Genomic DNA, 26295 nt, shown 5'->3' on the forward strand with positions numbered 1-26295 from the left:
GGAGGATGATGGGTCCATGCCTGCCGCTCCCCGTCCCGGACTCCGGGTGAACGCGAGCGTCACGATCCCCGAGTCCGAGCTGACCTGGCGGTTCTCGCGGTCGTCCGGTCCCGGCGGGCAAGGCGTGAACACGGCCGACTCGCGAGTGGAGCTCGGATGGGATGTGGCGGGCTCGGCCGTCCTCTCGCCGGTTCAGCGCGAACGAGTTCTCGAGCGGCTGCGCGGGCGTCTTGTCGACGGGGTGCTGACGATCACCGCATCCGAACACCGCGCACAAGTGCGCAACCGGGATGCCGCGCGCACTCGGCTCGCCGCGATCGTGGCTGACGCGCTGCGGCCGCCGGCGCCGTCCCGGCGGCCGACGAAACCCACGCGGGGCGCCAAGGAACGACGGCTGACCGCGAAGAAGCAGCGCACCGACGTCAAACGGCTCCGTCGACCGCCGCAGGATTGACCGCCGCAGCGTTGCGGGCGAGCGCCGAGAGGACTTCCTGAGCCACCCGCGGCGCCGCGCGTTCGGGGAGCCAATGACCCTCGTCCAGTTCGACGAAGCGGTAGCCGCCGCGCACATAACGTCGGGTCAACTGCGCGGCACGGCGCCCGAGTGCCTGGTCCCTGTTCCCCCACACGTACGTCGTGTCCACGGTGACCGGCGCCCGAGCGGCGCGCGATCCGCGTCGGTCAGGCAGCCACATCCCGCGGTACCAGTGCAAGGCGGAACGAAGCGCACGAGGGGCGGAGAGGAACCGCTGATACTCGTCCGCGATCGGGGCGGGGAGACCGGATGCGCGCAGCAGGCGGGCCAGGCGCGGCCGCAGTAGCGCCTCGGGCAGCCACGGCAGCTGGAAGAAGGCGATGTAGAGCGAGCGCAGGCCCTGGGCCGAAGACAGCAGCGAGCGGAGCAGGGCGCGGGGATGCGGCGTGGACAGCACCGTGATGCCGGTCAGCCGCTCGGGAGCGACGGCCGCGACGCGCCAGGCGACGAATCCGCCCCAGTCGTGGCCGACCACGTGCACACGCTGCCTGCCGAGCGCGTCGAGCAGCGCGAGCACATCGCCCGTGACATCGACGGCGCGGTAGTCGCGGCGCCGGCGTGGTCGCGCTCGTGGCGAATACCCGCGCTGGTCGAAAGCGAGGATGCGAGCGCCGCCGGCCTCCAGCAGCGGTGTCACGGAGTCCCAGGTGTGACGCGACCCGGGAAACCCGTGCAGCAGGACGACCACCGGCCCGTCGATAAGCCCGGTGTCCGACACATCGAAGATGAGGTCCCCGCGGCGGAAAGCGTGGAGGCGTGCAGCGGCCATGCCCCCACCCTGACCGGTGGGGGCATGGCGCCCGAGGGGGTTGCGTCTGCGCGACGCCGGTGCGGTTACCCGCCGATCAGGGTGAACAGCAAGCGCACTGACAGGGCGAGGACGGCGACGAGGCCGATGATGCCGAGGACGTTCTGCCACCAGCGGTTTCGCATGTCTCCCATGAGCGACCGCCGGTTGGCCATCACGATGATGAGCGCGGCGAGGATCGGAGCGACGAAGATCGTGAACGCCTGTGCGATGACGATGAGCTGGATCGGCGAGGTCTGGAAGATCAGCGTCACGATGATTCCGAAGGCCAGGATGCTGGCGCTGACGATCTTCGCTGTCCGTGAACTGGACGAGGAACCTCGGCCGAGACCGTCGGAGAGCATCGTGCCTCCTGCGGTGGCGTTCGCGATCATCGAGGAGAACGCCGCCCCGAAGAATCCGAGCGCGAAGACGGTGGACCCGACAGGTCCGGCGAGGGGTTCGAAGATGCCCGCGAGAGCGACGATGGTCGGCGCGGCTTCTCCCGTGTTGCCGAGGACCGAGGCGGCGACCACGATGACGAGCGCGGTCATGACGCCGGGGGCGACGATGCCGGGGATGGTGTCCACGATGGTGACGTCGCGGTAGTCGCCTTCCGTCCGGTTGCGCTCCTTCGTCCCGTAGGACGTGTAGAACGCGGCGTTGATCGAGAAGTTGGTTCCCACGAGCGCGACGATGAGCAGCCACGATCCGTCGGGCACGGTGGGGATCAGGCCGGTGCCGGCAGCCGCCCAGTCAGGGTTGGAAATGAACGCCGAGACCACGAACGCCACCGCCATCAGGCCGACGATGACGACGAGCACCTTCTCGATCACGCGATAGACGTTGCGGAGCAGGAGGAGCCCCGCAACGGCGACGGTGCAGATGACGGTCCACATGACCGGGTTTCCCCCGAACAGCATGGACAGCCCGAGGCCCGATCCCACCGCGTTACCGACGGAGAAGCACAGTGTGATGAGGAAGATACCGATACCGGCGACCACGCCCACCCATGTTCCGAGGTGGTCTTTGATGGAGCTGATCAACGACACGGGCGATTTGATGCCCAATCGGACGCACATGTCCGTGAGGAAGATCATCAGGATGGTCGAGACGACGATCACCCAGATGAGCGCGTACTGATAGCCGCTCCCCGCCTGCACGGCGGTGGTGAGGTTGCCCGGGCCGAACTGCCACGCACCGGCCACGAATGCGGGGCCGATGAGGGTGAGCTGCTGCCAGAAGGAGCGGCGCGTGCGGCGGGCGTTGACGATGCTCTTTATCGTGTCAGTGGAAACACGGCCGTGGCCGGTCCCCGGAGTGGTCGTGGTGTGGCGAGGTGTCGTGCGACCGGTCATGATCGTATTCCTTCGTCGGGGTGCGCGGCACCGTTGCCGCGAAGTCTTCGTTGACTGAGGTGCCGCTGTGCGGCGCCGGGAGGTGGAGACCACCAGGCGGGGGCGGCGGTGGGATGCCGCCCCCGCCTATCCGTTAGGCCGGGACAGTGACCTTTTCGAGACCGGCCGACGCGAAAGCGGCGGCGATCTCGGCCTCTGCACCGTCGGGCAGCGGCAGGAGTGGTGTGCGCACGGTGGCGTGGTCGAGGATGCCCCGGTTCACCAGCCCCCACTTGAGCGCGACGGTGCCCTCCATGTGAGATCCGCGGTGGTAGACGTTCTTGGTCACCGGGAGGAGCCGCTCGTGGATGGCGTGGGCGCGCGGGTAGTCCTGCGCCTTGCCGGCATCGATGAGCTCGATGAGAGCCTCCGGGGCGATGTTGCCGTAGCCGACGAGCAGGCCGTCGACGTCGAACATCGTCGGGAGCAGGTACTCGTCGTGGCAGGAGAGGATCTGCAGGTCGGGGTAGGCGGCACGCAGCGCCGGGATCTCGGTGTACCAGCGGCGCATGTTCCGCACACCGTTCTTGGTGGCGAACACGCCGTCCTGCCCGGCGATCTCGAGCTGGGTGTCGAGGTTGTACGACGCTTTGGTGTTGTCGGGGTACTGGAAGAGGATGAGCGGCAGGCCCGACTCCTCGTAGATCTCGCTGTATCGGGACTGCGGCGCACCGTCCTGATATCCGAAACGCAGCCACCCGTGAGACGGATAGACCAGACCCGCAACGGCGCCGGCCTGGGCGGCCATCTTCGCCTCGAGCGCGGCTGTCTTGTTTCCTTCCTTCGTGATCCCGGCGATGACGGGCACGCGGCCGTCGGTCGACGCGACGAACGCGCGGATCACGTCGAGCTGCTCGTCCTCGGTGAGGAACGTGCCTTCTCCGGCGTGGCCGAGGACGACGAGGCTCTTCACGCCGTCGATCGAGCCGAGCCAGGAGCCGAGGCGCTGGATGGCGTCATAGTCGACCTCGCCATCGGTGGTGAACGGGGTGACGGGGGCGGGGTTCAGACCGCGCAGGTTGAGGGACATCGCTGGCTCCTTTGTGAGCAGTTCCGGTAGGGGCAATTCGAGCGAGAACGTTAGCGGGAACGTTTGCAAGAACGTTTGCAAGTATGATCGGACACAGGTGCGATGTCAAGAGCCGGATCTGTCCGGCTGGATAGACTCGCCGCGACGGAGGCCTGATGAACGACCGCATCGACACGCAGGTGGTGACGCTGCGTGATGTCGCCGTTGCGGCCGGAGTCAGCATTTCCACGGTCAGCCGGGTGCTGGACGAGCGCACCCGCGCATCCCGGTCAGCGACCGCCGAGAGGGTGCGACAGGTCGCGGATGAGCTCGGTTACCGGCGCAATATCTACGCGTCGAGCCTGCGGCGAGGGGAGACAGGGACGATCGGCGCCCTCGTGCCACGGCTGGCCGACACCGTCATGGCGCTGATGTTCGAGGCGATCGAGCGCACCGCCCGCGCACGCGGCTACTTCGCCGTCGTCGCCACCTGCGGGGATGACCCGGAGGAGGAACGTCAAGCCACCGAGCGCCTCCTCGATCGCGGAGTGGACGGGCTCATCCTCGCCACAGCCCGCATCGACGACGCCTTGCCCGCGTCGCTGCGAGACCGCGGCATCCGTCATGCCCTGGTTCTCCGCACCGACGGGCTGAGCCCGTCGTCACTGGGCGATGACGCGGCCGGTGGGTATTTCGCGGCGCGTCATCTCGTCGACCTCGGCCATCGCGACATCGGCGTCATCACCGGACCGTCGTTCACGTCCAGTGCTCAGGACCGCCTGGCCGGCGCTCGCCAGGCCCTCGACGAGGCGGGCACGCCACTGCCCAGCGACCGCGTCCTTTCCCGCGGGTACGGCGTGGATTCCGGGGTCTCCGCCGGCCGGGCGATGCTCGAGGCATCCGACCGGCCCACCGCCATCTTCGCCGCGAACGACAACCTCGCGATCGGCGTCATCACCGCCGCATCCAGTCTCGGTCTCGTCATCGGGCGAGACCTCTCCGTCGTCGGGTACAACGACATCCCGCTGGCGGCGCAGCTGCCTGTGCCGCTCACCTCAGTGCGCGTGCCCTTCGATCAGATCGCCGCGTCGGCGATGGATCAGCTCATCACCGAGAACCACGCCGAGGGCGACCTGCTGCGCCGCTTTCTGCCGACCCTCATTCCGCGGTCTTCGACCGGCCCGATCGGCTGAGCTGACCCCGCGGCCCGCGTTTCATCAGGCGGGATTGAGGAGTTCCCAGTGACCCTCGGAGACGATCTCGACGGCGCCGTCGACGACGGAGATCGCGGTCTGGTCGTCGATGGCATAGGCCGGCCCCGCGATGTCTGTCGCCCACTCCCGGGCTCGGGCGGACGTGTTGCTGGACCAACCCGGGCAGTCGAGATGCGGAAAGAGGGAGAAGTCGACGACGCCCAGCGTCTCATCGCTCCCGGTCGGGTCCCACTCGACGAACTGTCGGCCGATCCGCGGCGTCATCACCATGCTGCCCGCGCTCACGCCCACCCAGACGGTGTCGCGGAGGGCGGGGAGGAGGTCGGCCATCCCGGACTGCCGCATCCAATGGGCCAGGTAGACCGCTTCGCCGCCGTCGACCAGGAGCACGTCCGCATCGCCGACCCAGGGCGCCCAGCGGTCTTCGCCGATGGTCCGCAGCGCGGTGAGTTCGAGCACGCCGACCGACTTCCAGCCCAGGTCGCACAGGCCGGGCTGGTCGGGCCATGCGCTCGCGATGGATCGCCACACCGACAGCGGATTACATGCCGGGTGTCCCCACTGCGCCGTCGGGATGAACAGAGCGTTGCTCTCGCTGAGAGGTTTGCCCAGGAGACCGATCAGCGCCTGGCGGATGCTGCCGTTCGTGATTCCGCCGGAAGTGAGGAGAAGCTTCACGAGGCGTCCTCCTGCACCGCGTCGGTGTCGCCGGGGACATCGGGACTTTCGATCGGAGTCGTCATCGAAGCTCCCACCATTGCAGAGTGAATCAATCGGCAGGAGGCTAGCAGAGGATGGGGTGGCTGTCCGAGACAAGCCGCAAAGGCGTCACGGGGTCGAGGTCGGGACGGGCGGTTGCACCCCCGAGCGTGACTCAGCGACTCGGTGACGAATGGCTTCCGCGGTGAGCTCGGCCTTCCGCATCAGATCAAGCACCGCCCGGTGATTCTCCCAGTGAAGGGCCCAAAGATCGGCGCCGATGAGCGCTTCAAAGTCCACCTTGGTGGGCGTACCCCAGCGCGCGAATTCCTCAAGGCGGGCGATCCTCTCCTGGATGTCCGCGACTCCCCGGGTCGTCGGCGAGAGCCGCGCTGTACTCAGCATCCAGTCTCGCCAGTGCTTGTTCCCCTTGCTCTGATTACACTTTCCGCACGCCGGGACGAGGTTATGGATCTCCGAGATGTAGCCGGTTGGCTTCTGCGCAACGACGAGCGGACGGAAGTGGTCCCATTCGGTGGCATCGTTGCCGCAGTAGGCGCAGACGGCGATATCCATCCCGAGAATGCGCAGCGCTTCGCGGACCTGCGCCGCGCTGGGCCAGATCACCGGGATGATGCCGTTTACAAACGAGTTCGTGATGCTCGAACTGCGACCCGTGATGCGCACGGGCTTGGGCATCGAGAAGTTCGACGGGGTGGGCATGAAGATCACGCTAGCCGTCTGCCGCCGGGCGTTTCGTAGTTCAGCCTCGAGCCGTGACCGTCCCTTGCGACGACATCGGGAAGCGGGCGATTGCGAGTACCGCTTGCCGTATGGGCGGGAGTGAGCCAGTGGGGTTGCGGGTGAGGCGAGGGGGAGCGCCGCAGGACGAGACGCCGGAGCGATAGCCTCGCTTGGTGTTTGCGCACGAGACAGGCTCCGGCATCCCCGTGGTGCTGCTCCACGGGTTCGGTCTGGATCATCGTTCCCTGCTCCCGTTGGAGCCAGCGTTCGAGCGCGCGGGGGAGTGGCGACGGATCTACCTCGACCTCCCCGGCGCGACCGGGTCGCCGGCGGGAGCCGTGAGCAGCGCCCAGGCGGTCGCGGACGCTGTTGCCGAAGAGGTGGCGGCTCGGATCGGAGACGCGCCCTTCGCCGTTCTCGGGAACTCGTTCGGCGGGATGATCGCCCGCTACGTCGCGCATGAGCTGCGCTCGCAGGTGCTCGGGCTCGCCACCCTCGCCGGCGTCTTCGTCGCGCCGCACGCCGAGCGGACCGTGCCGCCCCGAACGGTGTTGAGAACAGACCCGGACATCGAGCCCATCCTCGGGGCAGCGCTCGAACAGTATCGAGAAGACGCCGTGGTGGAATCGGTCGACGACGCGCGCGCGTTCCTGCGGTACGTCCTGCCGGGCCTCGACGGCGCCGACTCGGCTGCGCTCGATCGCATCGCGAAGAGCTACTCCCTCGACCGCGAACCGGAGGACGCGCACCCCGAACCGTTCGCTCAGCCGACCGTGCACGTCACGGGTCGTCAGGACGATGTCGTCGGCTACGTCGACGCCTGGAGCCACATCGACCACTACCCGCGTGCGACGTTCGCCACTCTCGACGCGGCCGGTCATAACCTCCTCTTCGAGCAACGCGACCTCTGCTCAGCCCTCGTCGCCGACTGGCTGGCGAGGATGCAGCAGCTCAGCTGACCGGATGCGGGCTACCCGCGGCAAAGGCTACGGCGAGGCCGCCCTAGGGTTGAGGGATGACTGAATACCTCGCACTCACTGGTGGCTACGTCGTTCCCGTAACGGGCGACCCGATCGACAACGGGACGGTCATCGTCACGGATGGCGTGATCTCTGCCGTGGGCGGGGCCGACACCCCGATTCCGGAGGGCGCGCGGATAGTCGAGGTCTCCGGCAGCTGGGTGCTCCCCGGGTTCATCGAGGCGCACGGCCACCTGGGCGTCCACGAGGACGGCGAGGGCTGGTCGGGCAACGACACCAACGAGATGACCGACCCGAACGGCGCGCGGTTCCGGGCGCTCGACGGCATCGACATCGAAGAGGTCGGCTTCCGCGACGCGCTACGCGGAGGCGTCACGACCGCGGTCATCAAGCCGGGTTCGGGAAACCCCATCGGCGGACGCACCGTTGCCATCAAGACCTGGGGTGGTCGCACGGTGGACGAGCAGGTGCTCTCCCTTGACGTGTCGGTCAAGTCGGCGCTGGGGGAGAACCCGAAGCGCGTGTACGGGGACAAGAAGCAGACGCCCTCCACGCGGCTCGGCGTCGCCGCCGTCCTGCGCGACGCGTTCGTGAGCGCGCGCAACTATGCCGAGAAGCGGTCGGCGTCGGCCACCAAGGGGGAGCCCTTCGACCGGAACCTCACCGACGAGACGCTCGCCGCCGTCCTGGACGGCGACCTGATCTGGGACCAGCACTGCCACCGCCACGACGACATCGCCACGGCGATCCGCATCGCCGAGGAGTTCGGGTACAACCTCGTCGTGAACCACGGCACCGAGGGACACAAGATCGCCGATGTGCTGGCGGAGAAGGGCATCCCCGTCATCTTCGGCCCGATGCTGACCTCTCGCTCGAAGGTCGAGTTGCGCGACCGCGCGATCGGCAACCTCGCGCTGATCGCGGCGGCCGGCGTGAAGGTCGCCATCACGACCGACCATCCCGTCATCCCCATCGAACAGATCCGCCTGCAGGCGATCCTCGCCGTGCGGGAAGGGCTGCCGGCCCAGACGGCGCTGGAGGCGCTCACGGTGAACCCGGCCTCGATCCTCCGACTGGACTCGCGCGTCGGCGCTCTGGAAGAGGGCCGGGATGCGGACATCGTCGTGTGGTCCGGAGACCCGCTGGCGATCGAGTCAGAGGTCGAACAGGTCTTCATCAACGGCCGGCCGGTGGTCGAGCCGGCCGCCGACGGTGAGCGCGAGCCTCGGATCGTGGACCGCTGGGAGCGGTTCGGCCGCACCTCCTGGGTCCGCTGACCCGGCGCGACCCCGTCAGTTGGCGGTGTCGGTCCAGGAAGCGATGTCGACGCCGTGGTTGTCGGGCGAAGCCAGCGACCACCAGGCCGGAGCATACGAGTCGTCGGCCATTCTGCCTCCGGCGGCCAGGGCGGCATCCACTCGTGCCTGGGCCTGGTCAGCCGGCACGAAGACATCGAAGTGCGTCCGACCCCGCGCCGGAGAGTCGCCGGTGATCGGGTTGAACGCCAGTTGTGGCCCGGAGCGCAGCGGGTCGACGGCATCCGTCTCACCGAGCTCTTCATAGCCCAGTACGGCCAAGAAGAACGGCCGGACGTCGACCTGGGAATGCTGGGCGACGTAGATGCCGATCGACTGCGCGCGCGACGGGTCGGCGGTGAGCTGCAGCTCGGCGGCTGCCTGCGACACGGCGGCCGCGAACTCCGGGGCGGCCGCCGGGATGCCCTCGTCGCCGCGGTGAGGGATGCGGACGACGATTGCCTCGGGACGCACGTCGATGTCGGGCAGGATGCTGAATCGCTCCGCTGCGGCGACGATGGGGGCGATGAGGCTCGCCGCGTGGGGGAGTGAGGTCGCGGTGAAGACGGCCTGCGGGCCTGTGCCGGTGACGCGCCAGTCGGAGACGCCGGGTGCCCGGTGGAACTCGGCCGGCGAGATCCAGACTGATCCGCTCGTCGGCTCGCTCATCGAGAACTCCTTTTTAAGCGGTCGGAGCCCGCTCCTGACGGCCCATGACCCTGTGCGGACCCACGGTACTCGGGGGTCGGGCGGTGCGGAATGTCCGCCACAGTCCGCGCTGCTCGATGTATGGCAGGCGCTGAGCGTCTGGGAGATGTCGGCGGTCGGTCGCGCCCGCCCCGGGACGTCACACGCCCCCGCGGGGATCGCGACCTTGGTAGGCAGTCGTTCCCGCGGGGGCGTGTGGAATCGGTCAGCGTCAGCTGCGGTCCGTGCGGGCCGCGTCGTCGTTCAGCTCGATCTCTTCCTTGCGGACCTGCTCGGTGACCGTCTCGTTCTCGGTGACGGTGTCCTTGTCGAGGCGGACCCGCTCGACCGGGACGGTTTCCTTGGCGATGACGGGGCGCTCTTCGGTGAGAACGACCTCGTGCTCTTCCTCGCTGATGTCGGGTCCGGCCAGGGCGTCGCCGGCGTTCGCGTCGGTGATCGGCTCACGCTCGAGCCGCACCTCTTCACGGCTGACCGGGACGGTGACCGTCTCGTTCTCGGTGACGATGTACTTCCGCAGACGCGCACGACCGGTCTCCACCTTCTCGGTGCCGACGCGCAGACGCTCCTCGGAGCGGGTCATCGCGTCATCCGTGGAGGGCCCTGACGTGTCGTGGCCGACGGTGGTGTCCGTGTCGACCCCGCGGTCGTAATCGGTCGCCCCGCCGGTCGAGCCGTTGCCGTAGTAGGCGTACAGCTCGTCCTCCTGGGAGTGCTCGAGCGCGCCGTCGACGTCGATGCGGGGAGCGTCCTTGACGCGCTCCTTGGTGTAGGGGACCCGGAAGTCCTCGCCGACCTGTTCTGCCTGGTCGATGGGAACGAAGGTCTCCGACATTCCGAAGAGCCCGGTGCGGACCGACGCCCACGAGGGCGCACCCGAGTCCGTGTCGACGTAGACCTGACCGATGGTTCCGATCTTGTCCCCGTCCGAGTCGATGACGTTGCTGCCGATGAGGCTGCCGAGATTGTTCGAGTTGATCATTGTGTTCCTTCAGTTGTTGTTGAGATGCGTTTTTCGAGTTATCGGACCGCAGGTACGGGCGTCCCCGCGTTAGCGGGTAGTCCGCCCGGTTACGGCGTCGTTCTGACGGTCACGATTGACGACGGTGCGTACGCCGAACATGCCGCCCAACGATGCGATCACTGCGCCGAGCAGAAGACCGAAGAAGCCCCACCATGAGCCCGCCTGAGCAGTGTCGGCGGCGTCCTTGGCCACCTGCCCTGCGTCATCGAGCGCCTCGTCGGCCTGGTCCTGGGCCGCCTCCTCGTCGACGTTGCCCTGGACGTCTTCGGCGACCTGGGTCACGTCGGTGCCGGAGAGAGCCTGGGTGGCGGAGCTGACGATGCCGCCGACGGCTCCGAGCAGGCTGGCGCTGAGCCAGACCGTCAGGGCCAGAGCGACGACCAGCGAGGTCGCCCAGGTCAGGAAACCGTGTAGTAGCCCGCTGCGGACAGCGAGAGCGCCAGTGACGAAGCCGGCGGCGGCGAGAGCAATAGCGAGCGCAATAGCGCTCCAGATGCCCGCCCCGACGCCCGAGCCGCCAAGCCCGATTGCTGCGGTGACCAACGAGAGCAGCACCGATACTGCAAGGAACGTCACCACACCGGCGATGATCGATCCCCACGACACGTTCGCGGGGCGACCGGGACGTTCGGTGCCGATCAGCGACTCCTTGCCGGCGTCGTTATCGGTCGTGACGGGCAGGGCCGCCGCACCGCCATTGCTGCTTGAGCCGTTGTTGGCCATCATTGCCTCTCATGGGGGGTGGGGCTCGCGTAAGACGCAGCGAGCCGCCGGGGGAGAGCCGCTTACAGCGTAAGCAGCTGACGTGACGTTACAGTGTAAGCAACGCCACCACCAGTGCCCCTGGCGGCCGTGAGGAGAGTGTGCTATCGAGGAACGCGTGCGGAAGAAGCCGGTGGGAGCGCCGGCCCCCCGCCTCAGTCGTGAGTTGATCGTCGAGACCGCCCTGGCTCAGATCGACCGCTCCGGACCGCAGGGTTTGTCGATGAGGTCCCTGGGGCAAGAGTTGGGTGTGGAGGCCATGTCCCTGTACCGGCACGTGCACGGCAGAGAGGACCTCCTCGAAGGCGTTGTCGCACTGCTGATGAGCAACCTGACCTCGGACCTCGACGAGGAGCTGGCTGAGCACTGGCAAGGCTTCCTGCAGACCACCGCCCACCAGGTCCGCCGCATCGCAATGGAACACCCCAAAGCCTTTCCACTGGTCGCCACTCGGCACCCCGCAGCGCCCTGGCTGCGTCCGCCGCTGAGAAGTGTCGAGGTCGTCAACACATTCCTGAGCACACTCATCGGACACGGGTTCACCGACGCGCAGGCTGTTGACGCGTACCGATCATTCAGCAGCTTCCTCCTCGGCCACCTGCTCCTCGAGTCCGCGGTCCGCGGAGCCGAAACGGGCCCCGTCGAAGAGCCCCTCGACGAGGGAAACGCGGACATCCCCGAAGGCGACGGGCAAATCTCCCTGGACGCGGCGACAGAAGTGGAACGCCTCCGTCCCCTGCTCAGCCAGGACCGCAGCGGCGAGGAGTTCGAAGTCTCCCTCGAAGTTCTCCTCGACCGGCTGAATATCGAGCTGTCCCAATGACCCGATCACGGTCGTCAGTCCCGAGGGGTGACGTCTAGGCCGCGCAGCTACTCGTCTCGACAGCGTCGCCGGCGAGGTGGATGCGGTCATCCCGGGTCACGGTTTTGGCGGGGGTGTCGGGCAGCTCCGAGTCCGCATCGATCAGGATCGCGCCTACGTGGCGGCCGCGCGGGACGGCGGGGTCATCGACGACGCGCGCGGGTCGATCCGTCGGCCCCGCTGTACTGGTTGGCCGACGTGCACGAGTGGCATATGCAGCGGCTCGCGGACAGACGGCACGACACGCCGGAGCGATAACCTCGCTTCTTGTTCGCACACGAGACAGGCTCCGGCATCCCCGTGGTGCTGCTCCACGGATTCGGTCTGGATCATCGGCACAGTGGTCGCCCACTCGGTTCTCGCCGAGCTGGATCCAGCGCAATGGCACGTGCCGTTGTTCCTCACGTTGGGTTCGCCCTTGGCGGTCGGCAAGATCCGCAGCAGCCTTCCGCGGGCGATCTATCCACCCGCCGTCGGGCGCTGGGTGAATGCGCTTGATCCGTTGGATGCCGGGGCTCTGCACCCCCTCGACGCGCAGACCTTCCCCACCTCGCGGCCGACCGACAATTATGTGGAGGTCGACAATCCGGCGGAGGATCACCATGACATCGAGGGCTACCTCGGCGACGTGTGGGTTGCCACCCAGATCCACAACGCCGTAGCGGCGAAGTGAGATTCTCCCGCTCGGGATGCTCCCGAGCGGGAGTCAGTCGGAGGTGTCGGTCCAGGCCGCGATATCTACGCCGTGGTTGTCCGGCGACGCCGGCGTCCACCAGGCGGGCGCGTATGAATCGTCGACGAGTCTCCCTCCGGCCGCGAGCGCAGCTTCGACTCGCGCTCGGGCGTGGTCTCACAGAAGAACGTGCTCCACCACCATCGATAGCCGCCCATCTGTGCCTTGGGGGTGATTCGGGCTGCCGTCCGCACGGTCGATCCATCGCAGGACAGGCGGCGCCGGCCGCTCGCGAATCGTCGGGTTACTGAGGCGGCCGATTCCCAAGCAGCGCGCGGATGCGGTCAGAGAATGCCACGCGGCCGCGATAGCCCTCACTCTCGTGAAGAGCTTCGAGGAGCGTGCGTTCGCGGGCCTCTGCCGCGGCGACACGCGCTCGTCGACTTGCGTCCGTGGAGATCACCGTGGCGAGGCGTCCGCGCCACCGAGGCCCGACCCACAGCAGACCGGGAAGAACGAAGCCCGTCAGATAGAGGACACTCTCAACCTCATGGCCATGGTAACCGAGCGCTGCGCGAACGAGGTTGATCGCCCATAGGCTCCAGAACGCGAGTGGTAACAACGTGAGACTCCACCGTACCCATGGGTCGAAGAAGAATCTCGCCTCCGTCGCGAGGACCGCGAACGACAGCATGACCAAGCCCCACATCGATAGAAGGAGTGCAACCGGCCCAAATGGGGAAACTTCGCCATTTGCGGCACCGATCGCTGACGCCACGATGATCGGCACCACGGCGATCGCGCTCGAGAGCGTGAAGGCGCTCCAGAACGCAAGGTACGGGCGCGCGTGCGAATGCCGCGCGATTCGCGCATCCCAACTGCTGGTCCGCTGTGCTTGATCACGAGCGATGAAGTAGCGGGACAAAAGAGAACCTAGCGAGTAGCGACCGCAAGACGCTCCGACGACAACTACCAGCGGGACCAACGCGACGAGTCCAACGATCGAGGGACTCCATGGCACCGCCGGGTGGGCTGAAAGGCCAAGCAGAATCACCACAAATGCGACGTACGCCCCTGTGACCACTGTGGCGGTCATGGCCACGATGGAGCGAGTCGACGCTAGGTCGACAAGGTCGTCGCCGGGTGCCACCTCCGGGAGCCCGTCTCTGGTCCAACGCAGCAGTTCAGGTCGATCGTGCGGGATCGCCAACCACACGAGTAGAGCGACCAGTACGGTCGTCGCGAGCGGCGCAATCCATCCAGAGAGCTCCGACAGACTCTTTGCCCAACCGACCATGGCACCCTCTGCCGCGGTCTCCAGCTTTGAGGTCAGTGACGAGCCGGGAACTGAAGTCAGTGCGTTAGCAACGACGCCGGCCAATCCCAGCGATGCCGTGACTACTAGTAGAAGCGCAAGCACAGCGATCTGCGTGAACGTCGATCGCCATGTATGGCGATCAGAGTTCGTCGCCGCGGCTGATTCGCTCATGCCGTAAACCTAGAGGACGTTTTGCACGCGCGGCGGATGTCACGGGGAGACGCACCGCCCACACCGCCGATGCACCTCGAGCGTTCTGCATTCGTGCTGTGCACGCTACGGGGATCGGCGACGCGGTTCGCTCCTACCGACGGCGCTTCCGCGGCTTGCTCGGGCGTTCGATCGGCGAACCCCGTCCCACGACATGCCACCAGCCGCAGTAAGGACAGTGCATAGCCCTCGCGCCCTTGAACACGCCGGCGGCGATCGTTGCCGCCTCAGCCTGGGTAGCGATCGGGGCACGGCGCGTCCGACATCTCACACCTCGCATACCGCGAAGGTACCGAGTAGCGCCGACACTCCCCGCTAACTCAGAACCCAACCGGCCGGCACGCCCCCCTGCAGCCTGCACTATCCAGGACCTGCCCAATTCGTGGAGTCAGTCGCTGGGTGGTGAATCCGGGACGTCATCGTCGACGTTGTCGACGTCCGAGCGAGGGTCTTGACCCTGCTTCTTGGACCTCAACTGCAACGCGGCCTTTGCTGCGATCGTCCTTGCCAGCCCAGCGGCAGCGCTCCCGGCGCCCTTAGCCGCGGTGAGAGCCCGTGCCTCGTCCGGGATGCCGTCGCCATCGAGGTCTACCGATCGGAAGTCGCGTGTCGCTTTGGCGCTCAGGGTTCTCGCTTTGCCGCCAACTGCCAACGCCGCTTCGGCGGTTGCGCTGCCGGCTGCTTTGGTTGCGGTGAGAGCTCGCGCCTCATCGGGGATGCCGTCGCCGTCGAGGTCTAGCGACCGGAACACGTCCGCGGCAGCGCCGACCTTGTCCCAAACGTCGCTGCCGAAGTCTTTGACGTTGCTCTTCGCAGCCTCGAGGGCGATCAGAGCACGCGATGGTTGCGTGGGCTCTTGCGCGGGCTTGGCGTACTCCTCGAGCCAGTCCGGGAAGTCTGTCGGTATCTCTGGAAAGGCGACGCGCCCCGCCTTGACCACATCTTTGCCGAAGTAGAAGCTGCCCACTCCGCCGATCACGGCGCCGATACCGAACGGGACAGCCTTTCCGAGCGTCCCTGCGCCGAGCTTGCCACTGGTCTTGAGCGCCTCGCGACCGATCACGACGGTAAGGGGTGCCAGCGCTGAGTCCGGGATCTGCTCAGTAAGCACTTCACCCCAACCCTTCGGAAGAGTCTTGGCGACGACCCCTGTTGCCGCGGAGCGGGCCTGATCGACCCCGCCAGCCCCGGCCGCGGTCAACACGATCTTGCTGATCTGGCTCTGGGACTTCTGCCCGAGGAGTGTCCCGAGGACAAGCGGACGGGCACGGTCAGCTTCAACTACCGGAATTCCATGCAACTCGGCCACGGCCAGGACGTAAAGCGCGCTGGTCTCATAGAAGAACAGCATGTCCACGACGCCAAGCCCAAGGGCAAGCGGGATACCCACGCCCGGCAACGCGGCGGACGCGCCAACGCCACTGCTGGCGATTGTCACAGTGGCGACGTACCGGTTGTCGAGTTCCTTGAGGATTTCCGCGGGCGAAGCCGCCGGCTTGTCTCGCCGCACCGATCGGAGATACTCCAGCACGACGGGGCGCTGCACGGAGATCGCCTTGTAGATCTGTGCCTGGAAGCCCTCCGCTTGTGCGAGTTCCTTGGCGTGATCGACCGCCAGTACAGGGACGTCGGCGGCGGTGAGTTCCGTCCCGCTGCCCTGCGTTGTGGCCCGAGTGTTCCCCGTCACGTCTCCCCCATTCACCTATTCGCGTGCGTCCAGCATGTCAGTCTCGCTTGGCGGTCCGATGGTCTTGGGAAGGCCGGCGTGGATTGTCATCCGGCTGCGACGGCCAATGCCCGCGTGATCCTGCGATTCCTTGCCTCGACGAAGTCCACCTGGCGTTGCAGAAACTCCCCGTACTGCGCGGGCGAGCTAGGAAGTGCCGCGCCCGTGAAGTCGTCAAACGGCAGGTAGAAGCGGATCTCCGATGAGGAGTCATCCACTAGATCTTGCAGCAGGAAGAACTCGACGTACCGGTCGAACTCTCGGAAGAGTTGGAAGAAGCCCTGGTTGGCCCTGAGAACTGGGCTGAGCGGGCTGTCTTCGCCGACGTAGTACCGGCGGATGCACTCGAGCGTGAGGTCGAAGCGGTCTCTGATACGCGGATGGGTGCCGCGTCGCTGGTTGACCGTCTGCATCCCGCTCACGCGCTCCGCGGGGAAGATAAGCCGGCCGCCGATCGACAGGCCGACCGAGTGGAAGTGATCGCGCACGTCCTCGGGGACGAGTTCGTAGAACTGTCTGCACGGGCGCTTGCTCGAGTTGGCGAGGATATCGCTGGAAAGATACAGGTCGCCGCGGTCACCGCTGTACCGCAGAAGATACGAACCCCGACGGCGCACCGGCTCCAGCTCGAACATCGTGCCGTCTGGTAGCGGTCGGCTCCACAAGAGGCGGTGATACGACTGGAGGGTCGGACTGTGCCTGTCCGAGTCACGCCCACGCGAGTCTGCTCGGAAATCGAGAGTGGTGTCGATCTGAACGCCGTCGGTCATGCTGCGGACAATACAGCCGTGGTCCGACGATATGCACTCCACTCTTCTCCTCGATAGCCACGGACAGGGAGGATCCCTTATCGCGCACTGCCCGGAAGCGGAGCGTCGATGTGCGCTCGGATCCCAGTAGGGACTCCGATAGGCGTACCTGAACGAGCTTTTGCTCGCGGCTGGCCCAGGCCAGCCCTACTCATCGATGTCATCCGCGCCCACTTTGCCGTCGAGGACAGCCTGAACTTGGGCTTCGAGGGCGTGGTTCCCTTGGGCGCCAAGTTCGTTCATGTATGCCTCGGCTCGGCTCTTCAGGTCCTCATCTGGCGACATCATGGCGTTCGCGATGACGACGGGAATCGCGTGCCGACTCAGGTCGAACGCTACTCCGCCGCCTTCGGTGCGCCGCCCCAGAAGAAGCTTCAGCACAGCGAGCGCAGCTGCCGGGTCGGTCGTTGATGCCTGCGCCAGCTCTTTTCCGATCATGTATCGCTCGGTCGCGATTGTGGGTTCGAGTTCGAGTGCTTCACACATGCGGGGAAGCCACCACTCTGACGAGAACGAGCTGCTCTTAGCCAGCCAATAGATACCCACGAGCTCCTTGCCGTCACCGGGGTGCTCCCGAACGTGACGAATGCGGTCGTCCCAAAGAGTTGCGAATCTATCGCGAATCGGATCTTCTACCGAGGACGCACGGAAGAAGGACCATGCGATCTTGCCTAGAGCGTCACCGCGAACCTCTGGGCTGGTTTTGGAGAAGAAGGCATCGAAGACCGGATCCTCTGCATCTATGTGCCCAAAGACGAACGCATCGATGACCCACTCGCCAATGCGCGGCAGTGGGTCAGACTCTCCCTTCCAACCAGCAACGAGCGCGTCGCCGACGTCAATCGCCGCAAGCATCGCGGGAGTCAGAAGTTCGTACATGGGGCGGTTGTAGCGATGTGTTGCCATCGCTGTGGTTAGGACGATTTGCTGCTCGACCGAGATGCCTGCGCGAGTGCCGACCAGATCGTCGAGGTGGGTCTTGCTCCAGTCAGGTGCTGCGTTCAGCAGTCTGCCGAGTCCCTCGCCGAGTGCGGCTCGGCCCGCGCCATGCTGGTCGACGCGTGACGCCTCGGCCTCGATCGCCTTGAGTGCGTCGTCCTGCCATGGCGAGTTCTCCGCGCTGGTCGCGGCGACGATGAGCGCTCGGACCCTGCTTGGCCACTGCCAATTGAGGGACATAGTGAGTGGATCCCACCCGGAACCTTCGTGGCTGTAGGAGTCGTAACTGGCCCAGGCGTCTTCGTCGTCCGAGCGATCGATCAGAAGCCGCGCGAACCGCTCCTGATACTCGTCCGGAACTACGATCGAACCTCGCTTCTTGAGCAGCTCCTCGAGCAAGCCAATAGCCGCGTCCTTCGCACCGCTGTAGTCCTTGTCATCGTCGAAGTCGCCGCCTTCAACCGGAAAAGGAGAAGGTAGCGGGTGATCGAGCACGTGCTCCACTAGCTCAGCAACCTGCGACCAATCAAGCTCGTGATCAGCTTTGGTCGCCGCTTCCCAACCCTGCAAGATCGCGCGCAGGTAGGTTGGGCGAAGCTGATTCCCAAGCTGACGAACGCCCCTCAAGGCCAGCGGGTTAGTCGTCAGAAGGCCCGAAAGGGCTCTGCCTTGGCCTTCATGCGACGGTTCAGGTCCCCAGCCATCGCCCTTGTCATGCCAGCTCGCGAGGTGAACAACCAGTTCCGCCGGCGCCATAGCGGCCATTGCGTCCTGGCTCGTGTGAGGGTTGGGGCCGCTCCAACTGGTGACTCGACCCATCGGTTCGAGCGGGTCGTCAATTGCGCCGAGTGCTTCGTCCAGTTTGGCAAGCTCTTCGCGCAAGTCTGCCGGCAAAGCGTCGTGCCCGATCGCCGAAAGCCAACTGTGCCGGTACCGCCGCGCTCTTGCTTGAATGCTCGCTTCCCACTCTGGATCAGTGAGACCCTCTGGGCGCGGAAGTCGCTCTCGCATCCAGGCAAGGTCGACCTCGAATGCTCGCGCGAGGAACGGAGTTACGACCGACGTCGCAGTCGGCTCTGCCCGAGCGGTGGCTCGCGCCAGTTGCGCATACTCGACGCGAACATATTCATCGTCCGATTCCGGATCTTCAAGCAATTGCTTCGCCGCGTCGATAAGGGCCGCGACGTCGCCTCCCGCCTCGAGTTCCTGACGAATCGCCTCGGCCACAACGTAGATCGCGATCTTCCTCAACAGCTTCACACCGCCGCGCAGCAGAACGTTAAGCGTTCCGGTCGGATCCGTGCCCATTGCCCGAACCGCAACGTCGCGGACGGCATCGATGAGCACATCCTCTGGGCGATCCGTGTGGTCGCCACGCGCGTCAATCGACGACCGGTCCATCGCGCTGAAGTCGCGATCGCCCGAGGCATGACCGGAAGCCTTGACGTAAGCCGTTAGCCAGCCCACGAGCGCCTTGAGCGCATTCTCGCCGAGCGCGGGGACCATCCGCGGAAGTTCCTGCTCGTACCAGTACTCCTCGAGGAGCAGCTCAGGCCTTCGAATGGACTTGGTGTCGTCGCTTGGGCGAGGCTCGAACAAAGTGTTGGCGAGCCAACGACCAAGACGAGGCTGACCGCCTTCGAGCAAATTGATCGAAAGCGACACGAGGGACCGCGCATCAGTCCTCCAACCGAAACCCGTCGGCACCCAAGCCTTGATGAGTGGTTCCAGTCGAACGCTTGATTCGGTCGGGATCTGTGATCCGATCTCAAACACGGCGCGGCGAACCCAGCCGTTGTTGCTCTCCTTCAACTGAAGCAACACATCCACGACGTCGTCGGGCGCCTGTGGCGCGATCCGAGTTAGGAAGGAAATTTCCGGCCAGTACGTGTCACGGAGGTACCCGTCGCCGGTTGACTCCGGCTCCGGCGGGTTCGTGAACGCCCCGGCATCAAGAAGGGGACGAACCCAGAGTGGATTTTCGAGTCGCTCGTAGAAGGCCCGTCGAAGCTGAAACGTCGGGATCTTGAGCAAGGCGGCGCGCACCTGCTCTGGAGTTGGAGCACGGAAGCTAGGCATCGATCCCCTCCTCCGTGGCGTTGATTTCGTTAAGCAGATCGTCGATCGCGTGCAAAGAAGCGAAGAAGGCGGTTATGACTCCGTCGAGCAACTCCTCGAAGACACCGACGTGTCCCCATATCTCGTGGTCATTTGGCAAGTCTGACTCCGCGACATCGCGCTCGTGGAGATGTGCCCACTTCACGAAATAATCCCGCGACTGAATCCACTGCGACACGGCAATGTGGCTTGCGTTGTCGTCGTCGGTAATTAGTGCAGCGACATCGTCCCTGATCCGGCGCTTCTCGTGGATCGCGGCCTTGAACAGCGTGTTCATTGCAGCGGCGACTTCTTGAGGCACTGGGACAGAGTCGCCGTCACGGTCCAGCTCGAGTTCCGGGAACCTTGCGAGAAGGTCTGGGAGTGCCTTTACTTGGTCGCCCGAGGAAGGCTTGAACCGAGGGGCCGTAGGCCGGCCCAGCGCACCCAGTACACGATTCATGACCTCCCGCATGCAGTGTCCAATGAAAGCAACACGCGTGCGCGGATCGGATACCTCGAGCTCGCCTCTGAGCAACCTCAACGCGGTTCGATAAAAGTTGGCTAGCTCCGCACGCTTGTCCTGCAGCGCGGCGAGTATCCGTCGCTGCCTGTCATCCATGAACGTGTCAGGCTCGGTCACTGAGTCCTACCTGTCTGCCATGCCATTCGCGAAAAGCTCCGCCTGTTCGAGCACGAGCTCGACCGCCTTCTCTTCCGCGTCCGGCGGGTAGTCGTACTTCGCCAGCAGGCGGCGCACCTTCGAACGCATCTCGGCGGGCACACTGTCGTTGACAGTAGCAGTCGCCCAGTCGGCATGCCTCGACACGGGATGGACGGGCGATTTCGAATCCTGCGAAGCGCACATCTTCTAGCGCCCTTGGAGCCGCGGTCGCCCAACTCGGGCGTCCGACCAGACACGGCCGCGGCCCGCTGGGAGATCCGCCGCGCACCCTCGCGCATGGAAAATGCCGCCCTCGACCTCAAGGGTGGGCCGTTGCCCTTGTACCGTTTCGCATCGATTACCCACACTCCGGACGGTCCGATGGCGATGTGATCGATGTTCGCGCGGGGGCGAGGGATGCGGCGGTCATGCAGGGCGCGGAAGGCATCTGGCAGATCGTGGAGTCGCTCAGCGAGGAGTTCCTCACCGATCGCGCCGCGCTCCCATGCCGTCGTGCGTTGTGGCTCATCGGACAGAGCCGGGATCAGACCGCCCAGTTCGGGTGATTCTCGCGGGTCCGCCGCTCATGGGCCTCTTTGCGGCGCTCGAACTCTCGACGCGCGGACGCACCCGCCGTGCCCGCCTGTGGGCCCGCGACCGCAGCGGCCGTGACCTCTGGTGCGGCCGCCGAAGGGCATTGGACACAGCGGACCTTCTTCAACCGCAGAGTCGGCCTGTGCCGGCGTAGCGCAGCAACATCCGCTTGTCGTCTGGCCCCAGTTCCAGCGTCACGACGCCGACCGTATCAGTCCGCTCTCCGTAGTCGCGCAGCGGGTGCAGTCGAATCCGGTTACCGCACTGCCGGATCGCCGGATCGGTTCTTAACGAGCCACGGCTTGGCACTCGGACTACGCCGCGCCAGCTGCGCGCGCACGGGTTAGGTCGTGGACAGATCCGTCGGCCATGGAACCGTGTCGGAGCCCACTGTCTCACCCGACGCAAGGCGGACCCTGGCAATTAGGCCAGACATCGTTCGGTCCTGCGCGGCGATCGCCGCGATCACCATGTGGACCGTTTCGATCTTCATGAACCACTGAACCGCCTCGCCATCCTGCAGGCGGAACGGGAGCTTTGGGTTGAGCGTGGCGAAATCGTTGCGTCCGAGCATCGCGAAGTCGGCATCGCCCGGGCTCTCGGGCACCGCGACCACGTAATGAACGTCGATTGCGGCGACCGTGATGTCGGCTGTGCCGGTGTTGCGCACGTCGACAACGAGGACCGCCGGGTTCGCACCCATGTGAAGGTTGAAACGAAGCGTCGTGCCCAGGAAGTCCAGCGGCATCGTCAGTACGCCGTCAGGTCCCGTGATGATACCCGCAGTGAGCTCGACCTCGACGGCCCGTCTCGGCCCGAGTCGCTCCACCACGCTCGCAATAAGGTCCTCGAGGTTGGCGTCGTTGGCGACAGACCTCAACGCTTCCGTGCCTTCGGCAGTCTCGTTGTCGACCTTCCATTTCGTGAGGAGCTCGACCGAGTACTTCTCGGGCTCAAGCCGGTCGACCAGCTTGTGGTGCGGTACGCAGAGCAGAATGAGATTGCCGTACGACGCGCGCTCTGGATCGGTCATAGACGGGTCGTACCGCGCGGAGGTCGGGTTTGCTCCCCGGATGTGAGCAATCTCCACCCCGACGATCGGGTGCCCGCCCTCGACCGCGATCACAGGCGTGGTACACCCGGGAAAGTAGCAGGTCCCTTGGGCTAGTCGGAAAAGAGCACGTTCAGTTCCGACGGTGTAGTCGCGCGGCCCGCCGCTCAACCGTTTCCCCCCGAACCGCTCATGTCTCGATCGTAGTGAGACTCCGGACCTACTCAGGCGCTTCATCGGTCGGCGCGAATCGTCTCGGTGAGGACGGGCAAGGGGAGCGGTCGCGCGTGGCTGATGTCACTTGCGTTTGCCATCCATATCCGTGTATCGCACCGGAAGCAGCACCACCTCGTGCGAGGGAGGGGATCGCGACCGCGAGTGGCCTGTCAATCACTTTGACCACGCGTCGCTCCCGGTCTCGCTAGAGCGATTCGCTCTCGCCGCCGAGCGCTCGAACAGCAACCACGAACTCGGGCAGCCCGATCCGCTTGTGTCCACCTTGAAGGCCTTGACCAGTGAAGCCCAGATCAACGGGCCTCACGAGGCGCTCGCGCGTCGGGACCAACCGAGGTGTCGTCCGGTTCACCCAAGGCCATCTGTTGGCTTCCTCTTCGGGACGGCCACCTCGATCCACAATGTACCGTGGGTCGTTCCGCGGCTCGTCGACCACCTCCACAATCGCGTAGCAAGCGTGCGCGTCTTTCGCGTAGACCAGCACCAGATCGCCCGGTGCGAAAGACGGCCGTCGGTGTGCGGCGCTGGAGAACCAGAACTCGCTGCGCCACTGGTCGTAGTTCGGCTGACCGTATTGAGCCTTCACCCAGAGGTTTCTCTCGCGAGCGTCGCTGACGAGATTCGCGAGCTGTGAGACATCCTCGTCAGCTCCATCGAGCTCGGGCGACAACTGGACGGCGATAGCGCGTGGCAGTTCGCGTGCCCGCCGGTCGAGGTCGTCGATGTCCTGGCGAAACACCGCTGTGGACGTGTTCCACCACTCGTCCACTCGAGTCCGTGCAGCAAGCGCATCCTCGGGGCGCAGCCGGAGGGACAGCTCAAGGTTCGGGTCGGCCGACGCGCCGAGGCCAGGGCCTGTCAAGTTCGCCGAGCCGATCATGCCAAAGGTCTCGTCGGCCAAGTACGCCTTCGCGTGGAGGCGGCGTGCGTGCCGCACATCAACGCCGGCGTCTATGAGGGCGCGCAGTCCATCTGTGGAGAGGTAGCCGCCAGCGGCCGCCGCCGCATCCAGCCGGGTGATCAGCGACCATGTGGCGGTGGAGGTGCTTGCAATGCCGGCGAGTTGCTTGGCGATCCGGATGCTGATGAAAGGGCACGCGAGGCGGACCCGATCCGAAGCCGCCCGGAGCGCGTTCATCAGTTCGGGTTCGGCAATCGTCAGCAGACTCGTCACGGCTGTAACGGTAGCGAACCGCCAACACCTGGTGCCGGTTCGATCCGTATCCGGGCATCGCCGGCTTTCGCGGGCCGATTTGTGCAAGCAGGTTTGGAAGTCAACTGCGCGCGCAGCAACCACAGGCTCGAGATCAGTCCTCTGACGGGCCGCTGCTTGCCACGTCGCGCACGTGAGTCAACGCGCCTTCCTTCGTCGGGAAGCGGCCGCTCAGCCCGCTCCAAAATGTGAACGGGGCGGGCGCGACCTCCCAAGCCCCGTCGCTCTGGGCGACTGTTGCCACATGCTTTCCTGCATGCTGTGAGTCTGCAGCAGAGAAGAATCCCACGCCGCCGTGCGCCTGCTCGACTTCATCGAGGTTCATTTCGTCTCCGTTCCATTGGGCTTCGCTGTGAAGCCCTCTATTGAGTGATACGTCTGACGGAGCGATTCGACCAACCCTCGAGTGAGTGAATCTGGCGCACGTTCCTCTTCGATCGGCTCAAGGGCGGTGCTCGCAGGTGGTACGTTGCGGGCGGGCATCAGCGCATTCGACAGGCATCCCCAAGCGGGCATGGGCACGACCGCGGACTGTCTCGCGTAAACCTGTGAAAGGGGTGACGCGCCGCTATCGATGGAGCCGCGTCGTCCGCCTTGACTCAACCCTCGGCGGCGGCTGGCGTTCCGACGAGCTGCTGACGGATCGCATCCGTGTAGTGACGAGAGCGGCACGACGCGACGAGCAGGGTCGTGTCCCTGCTGGACCATCCCGAGTCGGTCGGCAGTGCGGGGTAGGACAGTGCGTGGTCCTTGAACTCCATGCGGGGGACGGGGATGACGCCGCCGCCTGCGCGACGGAAGTTCTCTCCGCCCGCCACCTTCGTGGTGCACGGCGTCATCTGCAAACTCCGCGCGTCGCTGAGGACAGCGTCGAACAGGTCAAGGTTCGCCGTCGCCAGGCACAGGTCGAGGATGACGGTGAGGACGTAGCTCGCGCGTGACGGGGACAGCGAAGTTGCGGTGAGACAGCCGCCGAGCAGCCGCTCTACGACATCTCGCGGAGATTCGTCCATGGTCCCGAGCCCCAGGCCGTTGAGGGCCGGATCCGTGCGCTGCATCAGCCATGTCGCTGCGGCCCGCAAGTACTGCGCCGCAGCCTCAGGATCGCGTCGGTGCACCACGCACACGATGGGGATGAGGGACACCGCGAACTGTTCTGACACCGGGCGATGTGCGCCGGGGTGGCGGCCCGCCAGGAGCACCACCGCCTCCTCGAACGGTTCCCGGCCCGCGGGCTCCTTCGTCGAAAGCGCAGCCAGCGCTAGGAGTTCGGTCGCGCGCACGGTGGTGACCGCGTACGACACCAAGCCTGTCGGTGACGAGTCCTCACGGGTGAGCGCGACCGGTTCGTCCAGCACGGGCTGAACAGCCTCGAGCAGCAGACCGCAGACCGCATGGAACAACCTGCTGGCGGACTCCGCCTGCGCGTCGTCCGCACCGCGGACACGCGCGCCGCGGAACAGGTGCAGCGCGCACATCGCTGCGAGATCCAGTCGGTCATGCGCACGTAGCGCGTGAATAAGGATGGCTGCTTCGATTCCTGCGACCCCCATCATGCCCGGTTGTGTCCATCGACGGGTGAACCGCTCGAGTGCCGGCTCGTCCACACGGCGCGCGTGGATGTCGGTCAGCATGTGAAGGAGCTCCCGCTGCTCCGACACGGACAGGATGGCCACGTTCGGGTTGGCAGTCAGCCACGAGCTGAGGTCCTCGCGATCCCAGACTTCCACCCGACCCGCGCCTCGAGCAGCTCGCGCCTGGGCGTACTCCTGCGCGTCGACCGCGGCGGCACCTTTGAGTCTTCCGGTGGTGAGCAGCACGGCGACACGCGGAAGGTCCGCGTCGAAGCTGGGGTGTGCGCGGGTGTTGTACTCGGCCTCTTCCAGCTGCGGTCGAACCGCCCGCCACTCCGACTGGCCGAGGTCGCCGGCCTTGGACTGGATCGCGTACTGGTATGTCGTGCCGGTTTCGGGGTCGCGGCGCTTGGCGATCACGTCCTTCCCGAACTCGAACGCACCGTGGATGAAGCGAACGTCGTAGAAGCCCTGCGCGGCGAGCAGCGCCAGCAAGGTCGGGTCGAACTCGCGCTCGCTGACCGACTCAAGGAAATTGCCGACGGCTGCGTGTAGCACGGCTCTCCTCTCGCTTGGCATCCATGATGGCGTCGATACGTCGGGTCTGCTCCTCGGTCGGCGGGCTCGCGCGCAGGCGCTCCAGAAGCTCCGGTGATGCCACCAACGTCACGTTGCTTTCGCCGTTCTCGTCGAAGCTCACCTCCACAGTCTTCAGCGCCTCGATGTACATCTCCACCGGATCATCGAGGTTCACGTGGACGACATCGCCGCTGGCCTCGGCTGAGTCGGAGATGAACCGCAGCATCCCCTGCTCCTTTTGCCTGCCGAGGCCATCCGCGATCTCGTGCAGCGCACCCATCACGGCGTCGACGTCGAACTCGAGAGCGGTGTCCCGGGTGAGTACGATCTCGTGTCGGGGAGCAAACTGCCGGTAGTCCATCGAGACCTCGTCGGTAACTTCCACATCCGGGAACTCGGTAACCGTCTGCTTCGAGAACGACTTGAGCAACGGGTGCAGCTCCTCGGACAGTTCGATGACCCGGGTCCCGAACCATTCCAGCCCCGCGGCGACATACTCCTCTGCGACCGCAGGGAACGGCGGCAGATCTTCCGAATCGGAACTCACCTTCTGACCGTAGCGGTGGCCAGTGTCAAACGCGCCCTCATGTCACCGCGT

At 65.8% G+C, this 26295-nt stretch carries 24 protein-coding genes and 2 pseudogenes; 6 read left to right on the forward strand and 20 right to left on the reverse strand.

Annotation, left to right across the window (positions count from 1 at the left end; genetic code table 11):
* The first annotated feature begins 16 nt into the window (after window positions 1-16).
* Entirely contained in the window at window positions 17-454 is a 438-nt protein-coding gene (gene arfB, locus AC4FS1_RS00620) for an alternative ribosome rescue aminoacyl-tRNA hydrolase ArfB (RefSeq protein ID WP_491151769.1), read from the forward strand.
* Here the strand turns inward: arfB and AC4FS1_RS00625 are convergent.
* From AC4FS1_RS00625 to AC4FS1_RS00635, 3 genes are all read right to left on the reverse strand, one after another.
* The gene (locus AC4FS1_RS00625; RefSeq protein ID WP_491151771.1) at window positions 423-1304 is read right to left on the reverse strand and encodes an alpha/beta fold hydrolase; all 882 of its coding nucleotides are present in this window, start codon (window positions 1302-1304) and stop codon (window positions 423-425) included. The genes arfB and AC4FS1_RS00625 overlap by 32 nt on opposite strands.
* A gap of 65 nt (window positions 1305-1369) precedes the next feature.
* A complete protein-coding gene (locus AC4FS1_RS00630) occupies window positions 1370-2680 on the reverse strand; it encodes an Nramp family divalent metal transporter (RefSeq protein WP_491151773.1) in 1311 nt (436 codons plus the stop codon).
* Window positions 2681-2813: 133 nt separating this feature from the next.
* The gene (locus tag AC4FS1_RS00635) at window positions 2814-3749 is read right to left on the reverse strand and encodes a dihydrodipicolinate synthase family protein (protein WP_491151775.1); all 936 of its coding nucleotides are present in this window, start codon (window positions 3747-3749) and stop codon (window positions 2814-2816) included.
* Between the two features lie 155 nt (window positions 3750-3904).
* Here AC4FS1_RS00635 and AC4FS1_RS00640 point away from each other — a divergent pair, with 155 nt between their 5' ends.
* Window positions 3905-4921, forward strand: coding sequence for a LacI family DNA-binding transcriptional regulator (locus tag AC4FS1_RS00640; RefSeq protein ID WP_491151777.1), 1017 nt, complete (start codon window positions 3905-3907; stop codon window positions 4919-4921).
* A 24-nt stretch (window positions 4922-4945) separates the two neighbouring features.
* Here AC4FS1_RS00640 and AC4FS1_RS00645 read toward each other — a convergent pair whose 3' ends face one another.
* Both AC4FS1_RS00645 and AC4FS1_RS00650 read right to left on the reverse strand, forming a co-directional pair.
* Window positions 4946-5620, reverse strand: coding sequence for a Type 1 glutamine amidotransferase-like domain-containing protein (locus AC4FS1_RS00645; protein WP_491151779.1), 675 nt, complete (start codon window positions 5618-5620; stop codon window positions 4946-4948).
* A 150-nt stretch (window positions 5621-5770) separates the two neighbouring features.
* Window positions 5771-6364 carry an HNH endonuclease signature motif containing protein gene (locus AC4FS1_RS00650; protein ID WP_491151781.1) on the reverse strand — a complete coding sequence of 198 codons (594 nt, stop codon included), beginning with the start codon at window positions 6362-6364 and terminating at the stop codon, window positions 5771-5773.
* Window positions 6365-6558: 194 nt separating this feature from the next.
* On the opposite strand from AC4FS1_RS00650, the gene AC4FS1_RS00655 reads away from it, so the two are divergent.
* Entirely contained in the window at window positions 6559-7344 is a 786-nt protein-coding gene (locus AC4FS1_RS00655) for an alpha/beta fold hydrolase (protein WP_491151782.1), read from the forward strand.
* A gap of 56 nt (window positions 7345-7400) precedes the next feature.
* Complete coding sequence (locus tag AC4FS1_RS00660; protein WP_491151784.1) at window positions 7401-8642, forward strand: amidohydrolase; 1242 nt, start codon at window positions 7401-7403, stop codon at window positions 8640-8642.
* Between the two features lie 15 nt (window positions 8643-8657).
* On the opposite strand, the gene AC4FS1_RS00665 is transcribed toward AC4FS1_RS00660, so the two are convergent.
* The 3 genes from AC4FS1_RS00665 to AC4FS1_RS00675 form a co-directional block, all read right to left on the reverse strand.
* Window positions 8658-9329, reverse strand: a complete 672-nt coding sequence (locus AC4FS1_RS00665; protein ID WP_491151785.1) for a VOC family protein — start codon at window positions 9327-9329, stop codon at window positions 8658-8660.
* A gap of 250 nt (window positions 9330-9579) precedes the next feature.
* On the reverse strand, window positions 9580-10350 hold the full coding sequence (locus AC4FS1_RS00670; RefSeq protein WP_491151787.1) for a DUF2382 domain-containing protein: 771 nt from the start codon (window positions 10348-10350) through the stop codon (window positions 9580-9582).
* 69 nt (window positions 10351-10419) lie between these two features.
* A complete protein-coding gene (locus AC4FS1_RS00675) occupies window positions 10420-11118 on the reverse strand; it encodes a hypothetical protein (RefSeq protein WP_491151789.1) in 699 nt (232 codons plus the stop codon).
* A 154-nt stretch (window positions 11119-11272) separates the two neighbouring features.
* Here AC4FS1_RS00675 and AC4FS1_RS00680 point away from each other — a divergent pair, with 154 nt between their 5' ends.
* Both AC4FS1_RS00680 and AC4FS1_RS00685 read left to right on the forward strand, forming a co-directional pair.
* Window positions 11273-11977 carry a TetR/AcrR family transcriptional regulator C-terminal domain-containing protein gene (locus AC4FS1_RS00680; protein ID WP_491151791.1) on the forward strand — a complete coding sequence of 235 codons (705 nt, stop codon included), beginning with the start codon at window positions 11273-11275 and terminating at the stop codon, window positions 11975-11977.
* Window positions 11978-12356: 379 nt separating this feature from the next.
* Window positions 12357-12689 (forward strand): hypothetical protein, encoded by a 333-nt coding sequence (locus tag AC4FS1_RS00685; protein WP_491151793.1) that lies wholly within the window; start codon window positions 12357-12359, stop codon window positions 12687-12689.
* Window positions 12690-12993: 304 nt separating this feature from the next.
* On the opposite strand, the gene AC4FS1_RS00690 is transcribed toward AC4FS1_RS00685, so the two are convergent.
* The 12 genes and pseudogenes from AC4FS1_RS00690 to AC4FS1_RS00745 form a co-directional block, all read right to left on the reverse strand.
* Window positions 12994-14178: a hypothetical protein gene (locus AC4FS1_RS00690; RefSeq protein WP_491151794.1), complete on the reverse strand. Its 1185-nt coding sequence runs from the start codon at window positions 14176-14178 to the stop codon at window positions 12994-12996.
* A gap of 427 nt (window positions 14179-14605) precedes the next feature.
* Entirely contained in the window at window positions 14606-15904 is a 1299-nt protein-coding gene (locus AC4FS1_RS00695) for a hypothetical protein (RefSeq protein WP_491151795.1), read from the reverse strand.
* 86 nt (window positions 15905-15990) lie between these two features.
* Complete coding sequence (locus tag AC4FS1_RS00700) at window positions 15991-16713, reverse strand: DUF6994 family protein (RefSeq protein ID WP_491151796.1); 723 nt, start codon at window positions 16711-16713, stop codon at window positions 15991-15993.
* A gap of 186 nt (window positions 16714-16899) precedes the next feature.
* Complete coding sequence (locus AC4FS1_RS00705; RefSeq protein WP_491151798.1) at window positions 16900-19770, reverse strand: hypothetical protein; 2871 nt, start codon at window positions 19768-19770, stop codon at window positions 16900-16902.
* On the reverse strand, window positions 19763-20431 hold the full coding sequence (locus AC4FS1_RS00710; RefSeq protein ID WP_491151800.1) for a hypothetical protein: 669 nt from the start codon (window positions 20429-20431) through the stop codon (window positions 19763-19765). The genes AC4FS1_RS00705 and AC4FS1_RS00710 overlap by 8 nt, the downstream gene beginning before the upstream one ends.
* Window positions 20432-20437: 6 nt before the next feature.
* Window positions 20438-20626 (reverse strand): annotated as a pseudogene (locus AC4FS1_RS00715) (type I restriction enzyme endonuclease domain-containing protein); the annotation flags it as partial.
* A 221-nt stretch (window positions 20627-20847) separates the two neighbouring features.
* Window positions 20848-21009, reverse strand: a pseudogene (locus tag AC4FS1_RS00720) (NERD domain-containing protein); the annotation flags it as partial.
* A gap of 380 nt (window positions 21010-21389) precedes the next feature.
* Window positions 21390-22079 (reverse strand): hypothetical protein, encoded by a 690-nt coding sequence (locus AC4FS1_RS00725; RefSeq protein ID WP_491151801.1) that lies wholly within the window; start codon window positions 22077-22079, stop codon window positions 21390-21392.
* A gap of 439 nt (window positions 22080-22518) precedes the next feature.
* Window positions 22519-23505: a phospholipase D-like domain-containing protein gene (locus AC4FS1_RS00730; RefSeq protein WP_491151802.1), complete on the reverse strand. Its 987-nt coding sequence runs from the start codon at window positions 23503-23505 to the stop codon at window positions 22519-22521.
* A 133-nt stretch (window positions 23506-23638) separates the two neighbouring features.
* Window positions 23639-23869: a hypothetical protein gene (locus tag AC4FS1_RS00735; RefSeq protein ID WP_491151803.1), complete on the reverse strand. Its 231-nt coding sequence runs from the start codon at window positions 23867-23869 to the stop codon at window positions 23639-23641.
* Window positions 23870-24143: 274 nt separating this feature from the next.
* Window positions 24144-25676 (reverse strand): restriction endonuclease, encoded by a 1533-nt coding sequence (locus AC4FS1_RS00740; RefSeq protein ID WP_491151804.1) that lies wholly within the window; start codon window positions 25674-25676, stop codon window positions 24144-24146.
* Entirely contained in the window at window positions 25645-26244 is a 600-nt protein-coding gene (locus AC4FS1_RS00745; RefSeq protein WP_491151806.1) for a hypothetical protein, read from the reverse strand. The genes AC4FS1_RS00740 and AC4FS1_RS00745 overlap by 32 nt, the downstream gene beginning before the upstream one ends.
* Window positions 26245-26295 lie beyond the last annotated feature (51 nt).

Source organism: Microbacterium sp. Z12_35, from assembly GCF_058310475.1.

Excerpts from the sequence above, each read along its gene's own strand:
- arfB (WP_491151769.1), top strand. The coding sequence starts at position 17 with ATGCCTGCCGCTCCCCGTCCCGGACTCCGGGTGAACGCGAGCGTCACG.
- AC4FS1_RS00625 (WP_491151771.1), bottom strand. The coding sequence starts at position 1,304 with ATGGCCGCTGCACGCCTCCACGCTTTCCGCCGCGGGGACCTCATCTTC.
- AC4FS1_RS00630 (WP_491151773.1), bottom strand. The coding sequence starts at position 2,680 with ATGACCGGTCGCACGACACCTCGCCACACCACGACCACTCCGGGGACC.
- AC4FS1_RS00635 (WP_491151775.1), bottom strand. The coding sequence starts at position 3,749 with ATGTCCCTCAACCTGCGCGGTCTGAACCCCGCCCCCGTCACCCCGTTC.
- AC4FS1_RS00640 (WP_491151777.1), top strand. The coding sequence starts at position 3,905 with ATGAACGACCGCATCGACACGCAGGTGGTGACGCTGCGTGATGTCGCC.
- AC4FS1_RS00650 (WP_491151781.1), bottom strand. The coding sequence starts at position 6,364 with ATGCCCACCCCGTCGAACTTCTCGATGCCCAAGCCCGTGCGCATCACG.
- AC4FS1_RS00660 (WP_491151784.1), top strand. The coding sequence starts at position 7,401 with ATGACTGAATACCTCGCACTCACTGGTGGCTACGTCGTTCCCGTAACG.
- AC4FS1_RS00665 (WP_491151785.1), bottom strand. The coding sequence starts at position 9,329 with ATGAGCGAGCCGACGAGCGGATCAGTCTGGATCTCGCCGGCCGAGTTC.
- AC4FS1_RS00670 (WP_491151787.1), bottom strand. The coding sequence starts at position 10,350 with ATGATCAACTCGAACAATCTCGGCAGCCTCATCGGCAGCAACGTCATC.
- AC4FS1_RS00675 (WP_491151789.1), bottom strand. The coding sequence starts at position 11,118 with ATGATGGCCAACAACGGCTCAAGCAGCAATGGCGGTGCGGCGGCCCTG.
- AC4FS1_RS00690 (WP_491151794.1), bottom strand. The coding sequence starts at position 14,178 with ATGAGCGAATCAGCCGCGGCGACGAACTCTGATCGCCATACATGGCGA.
- AC4FS1_RS00700 (WP_491151796.1), bottom strand. The coding sequence starts at position 16,713 with ATGACCGACGGCGTTCAGATCGACACCACTCTCGATTTCCGAGCAGAC.
- AC4FS1_RS00705 (WP_491151798.1), bottom strand. The coding sequence starts at position 19,770 with ATGCCTAGCTTCCGTGCTCCAACTCCAGAGCAGGTGCGCGCCGCCTTG.
- AC4FS1_RS00725 (WP_491151801.1), bottom strand. The coding sequence starts at position 22,079 with ATGACCGATCCAGAGCGCGCGTCGTACGGCAATCTCATTCTGCTCTGC.
- AC4FS1_RS00735 (WP_491151803.1), bottom strand. The coding sequence starts at position 23,869 with ATGAACCTCGATGAAGTCGAGCAGGCGCACGGCGGCGTGGGATTCTTC.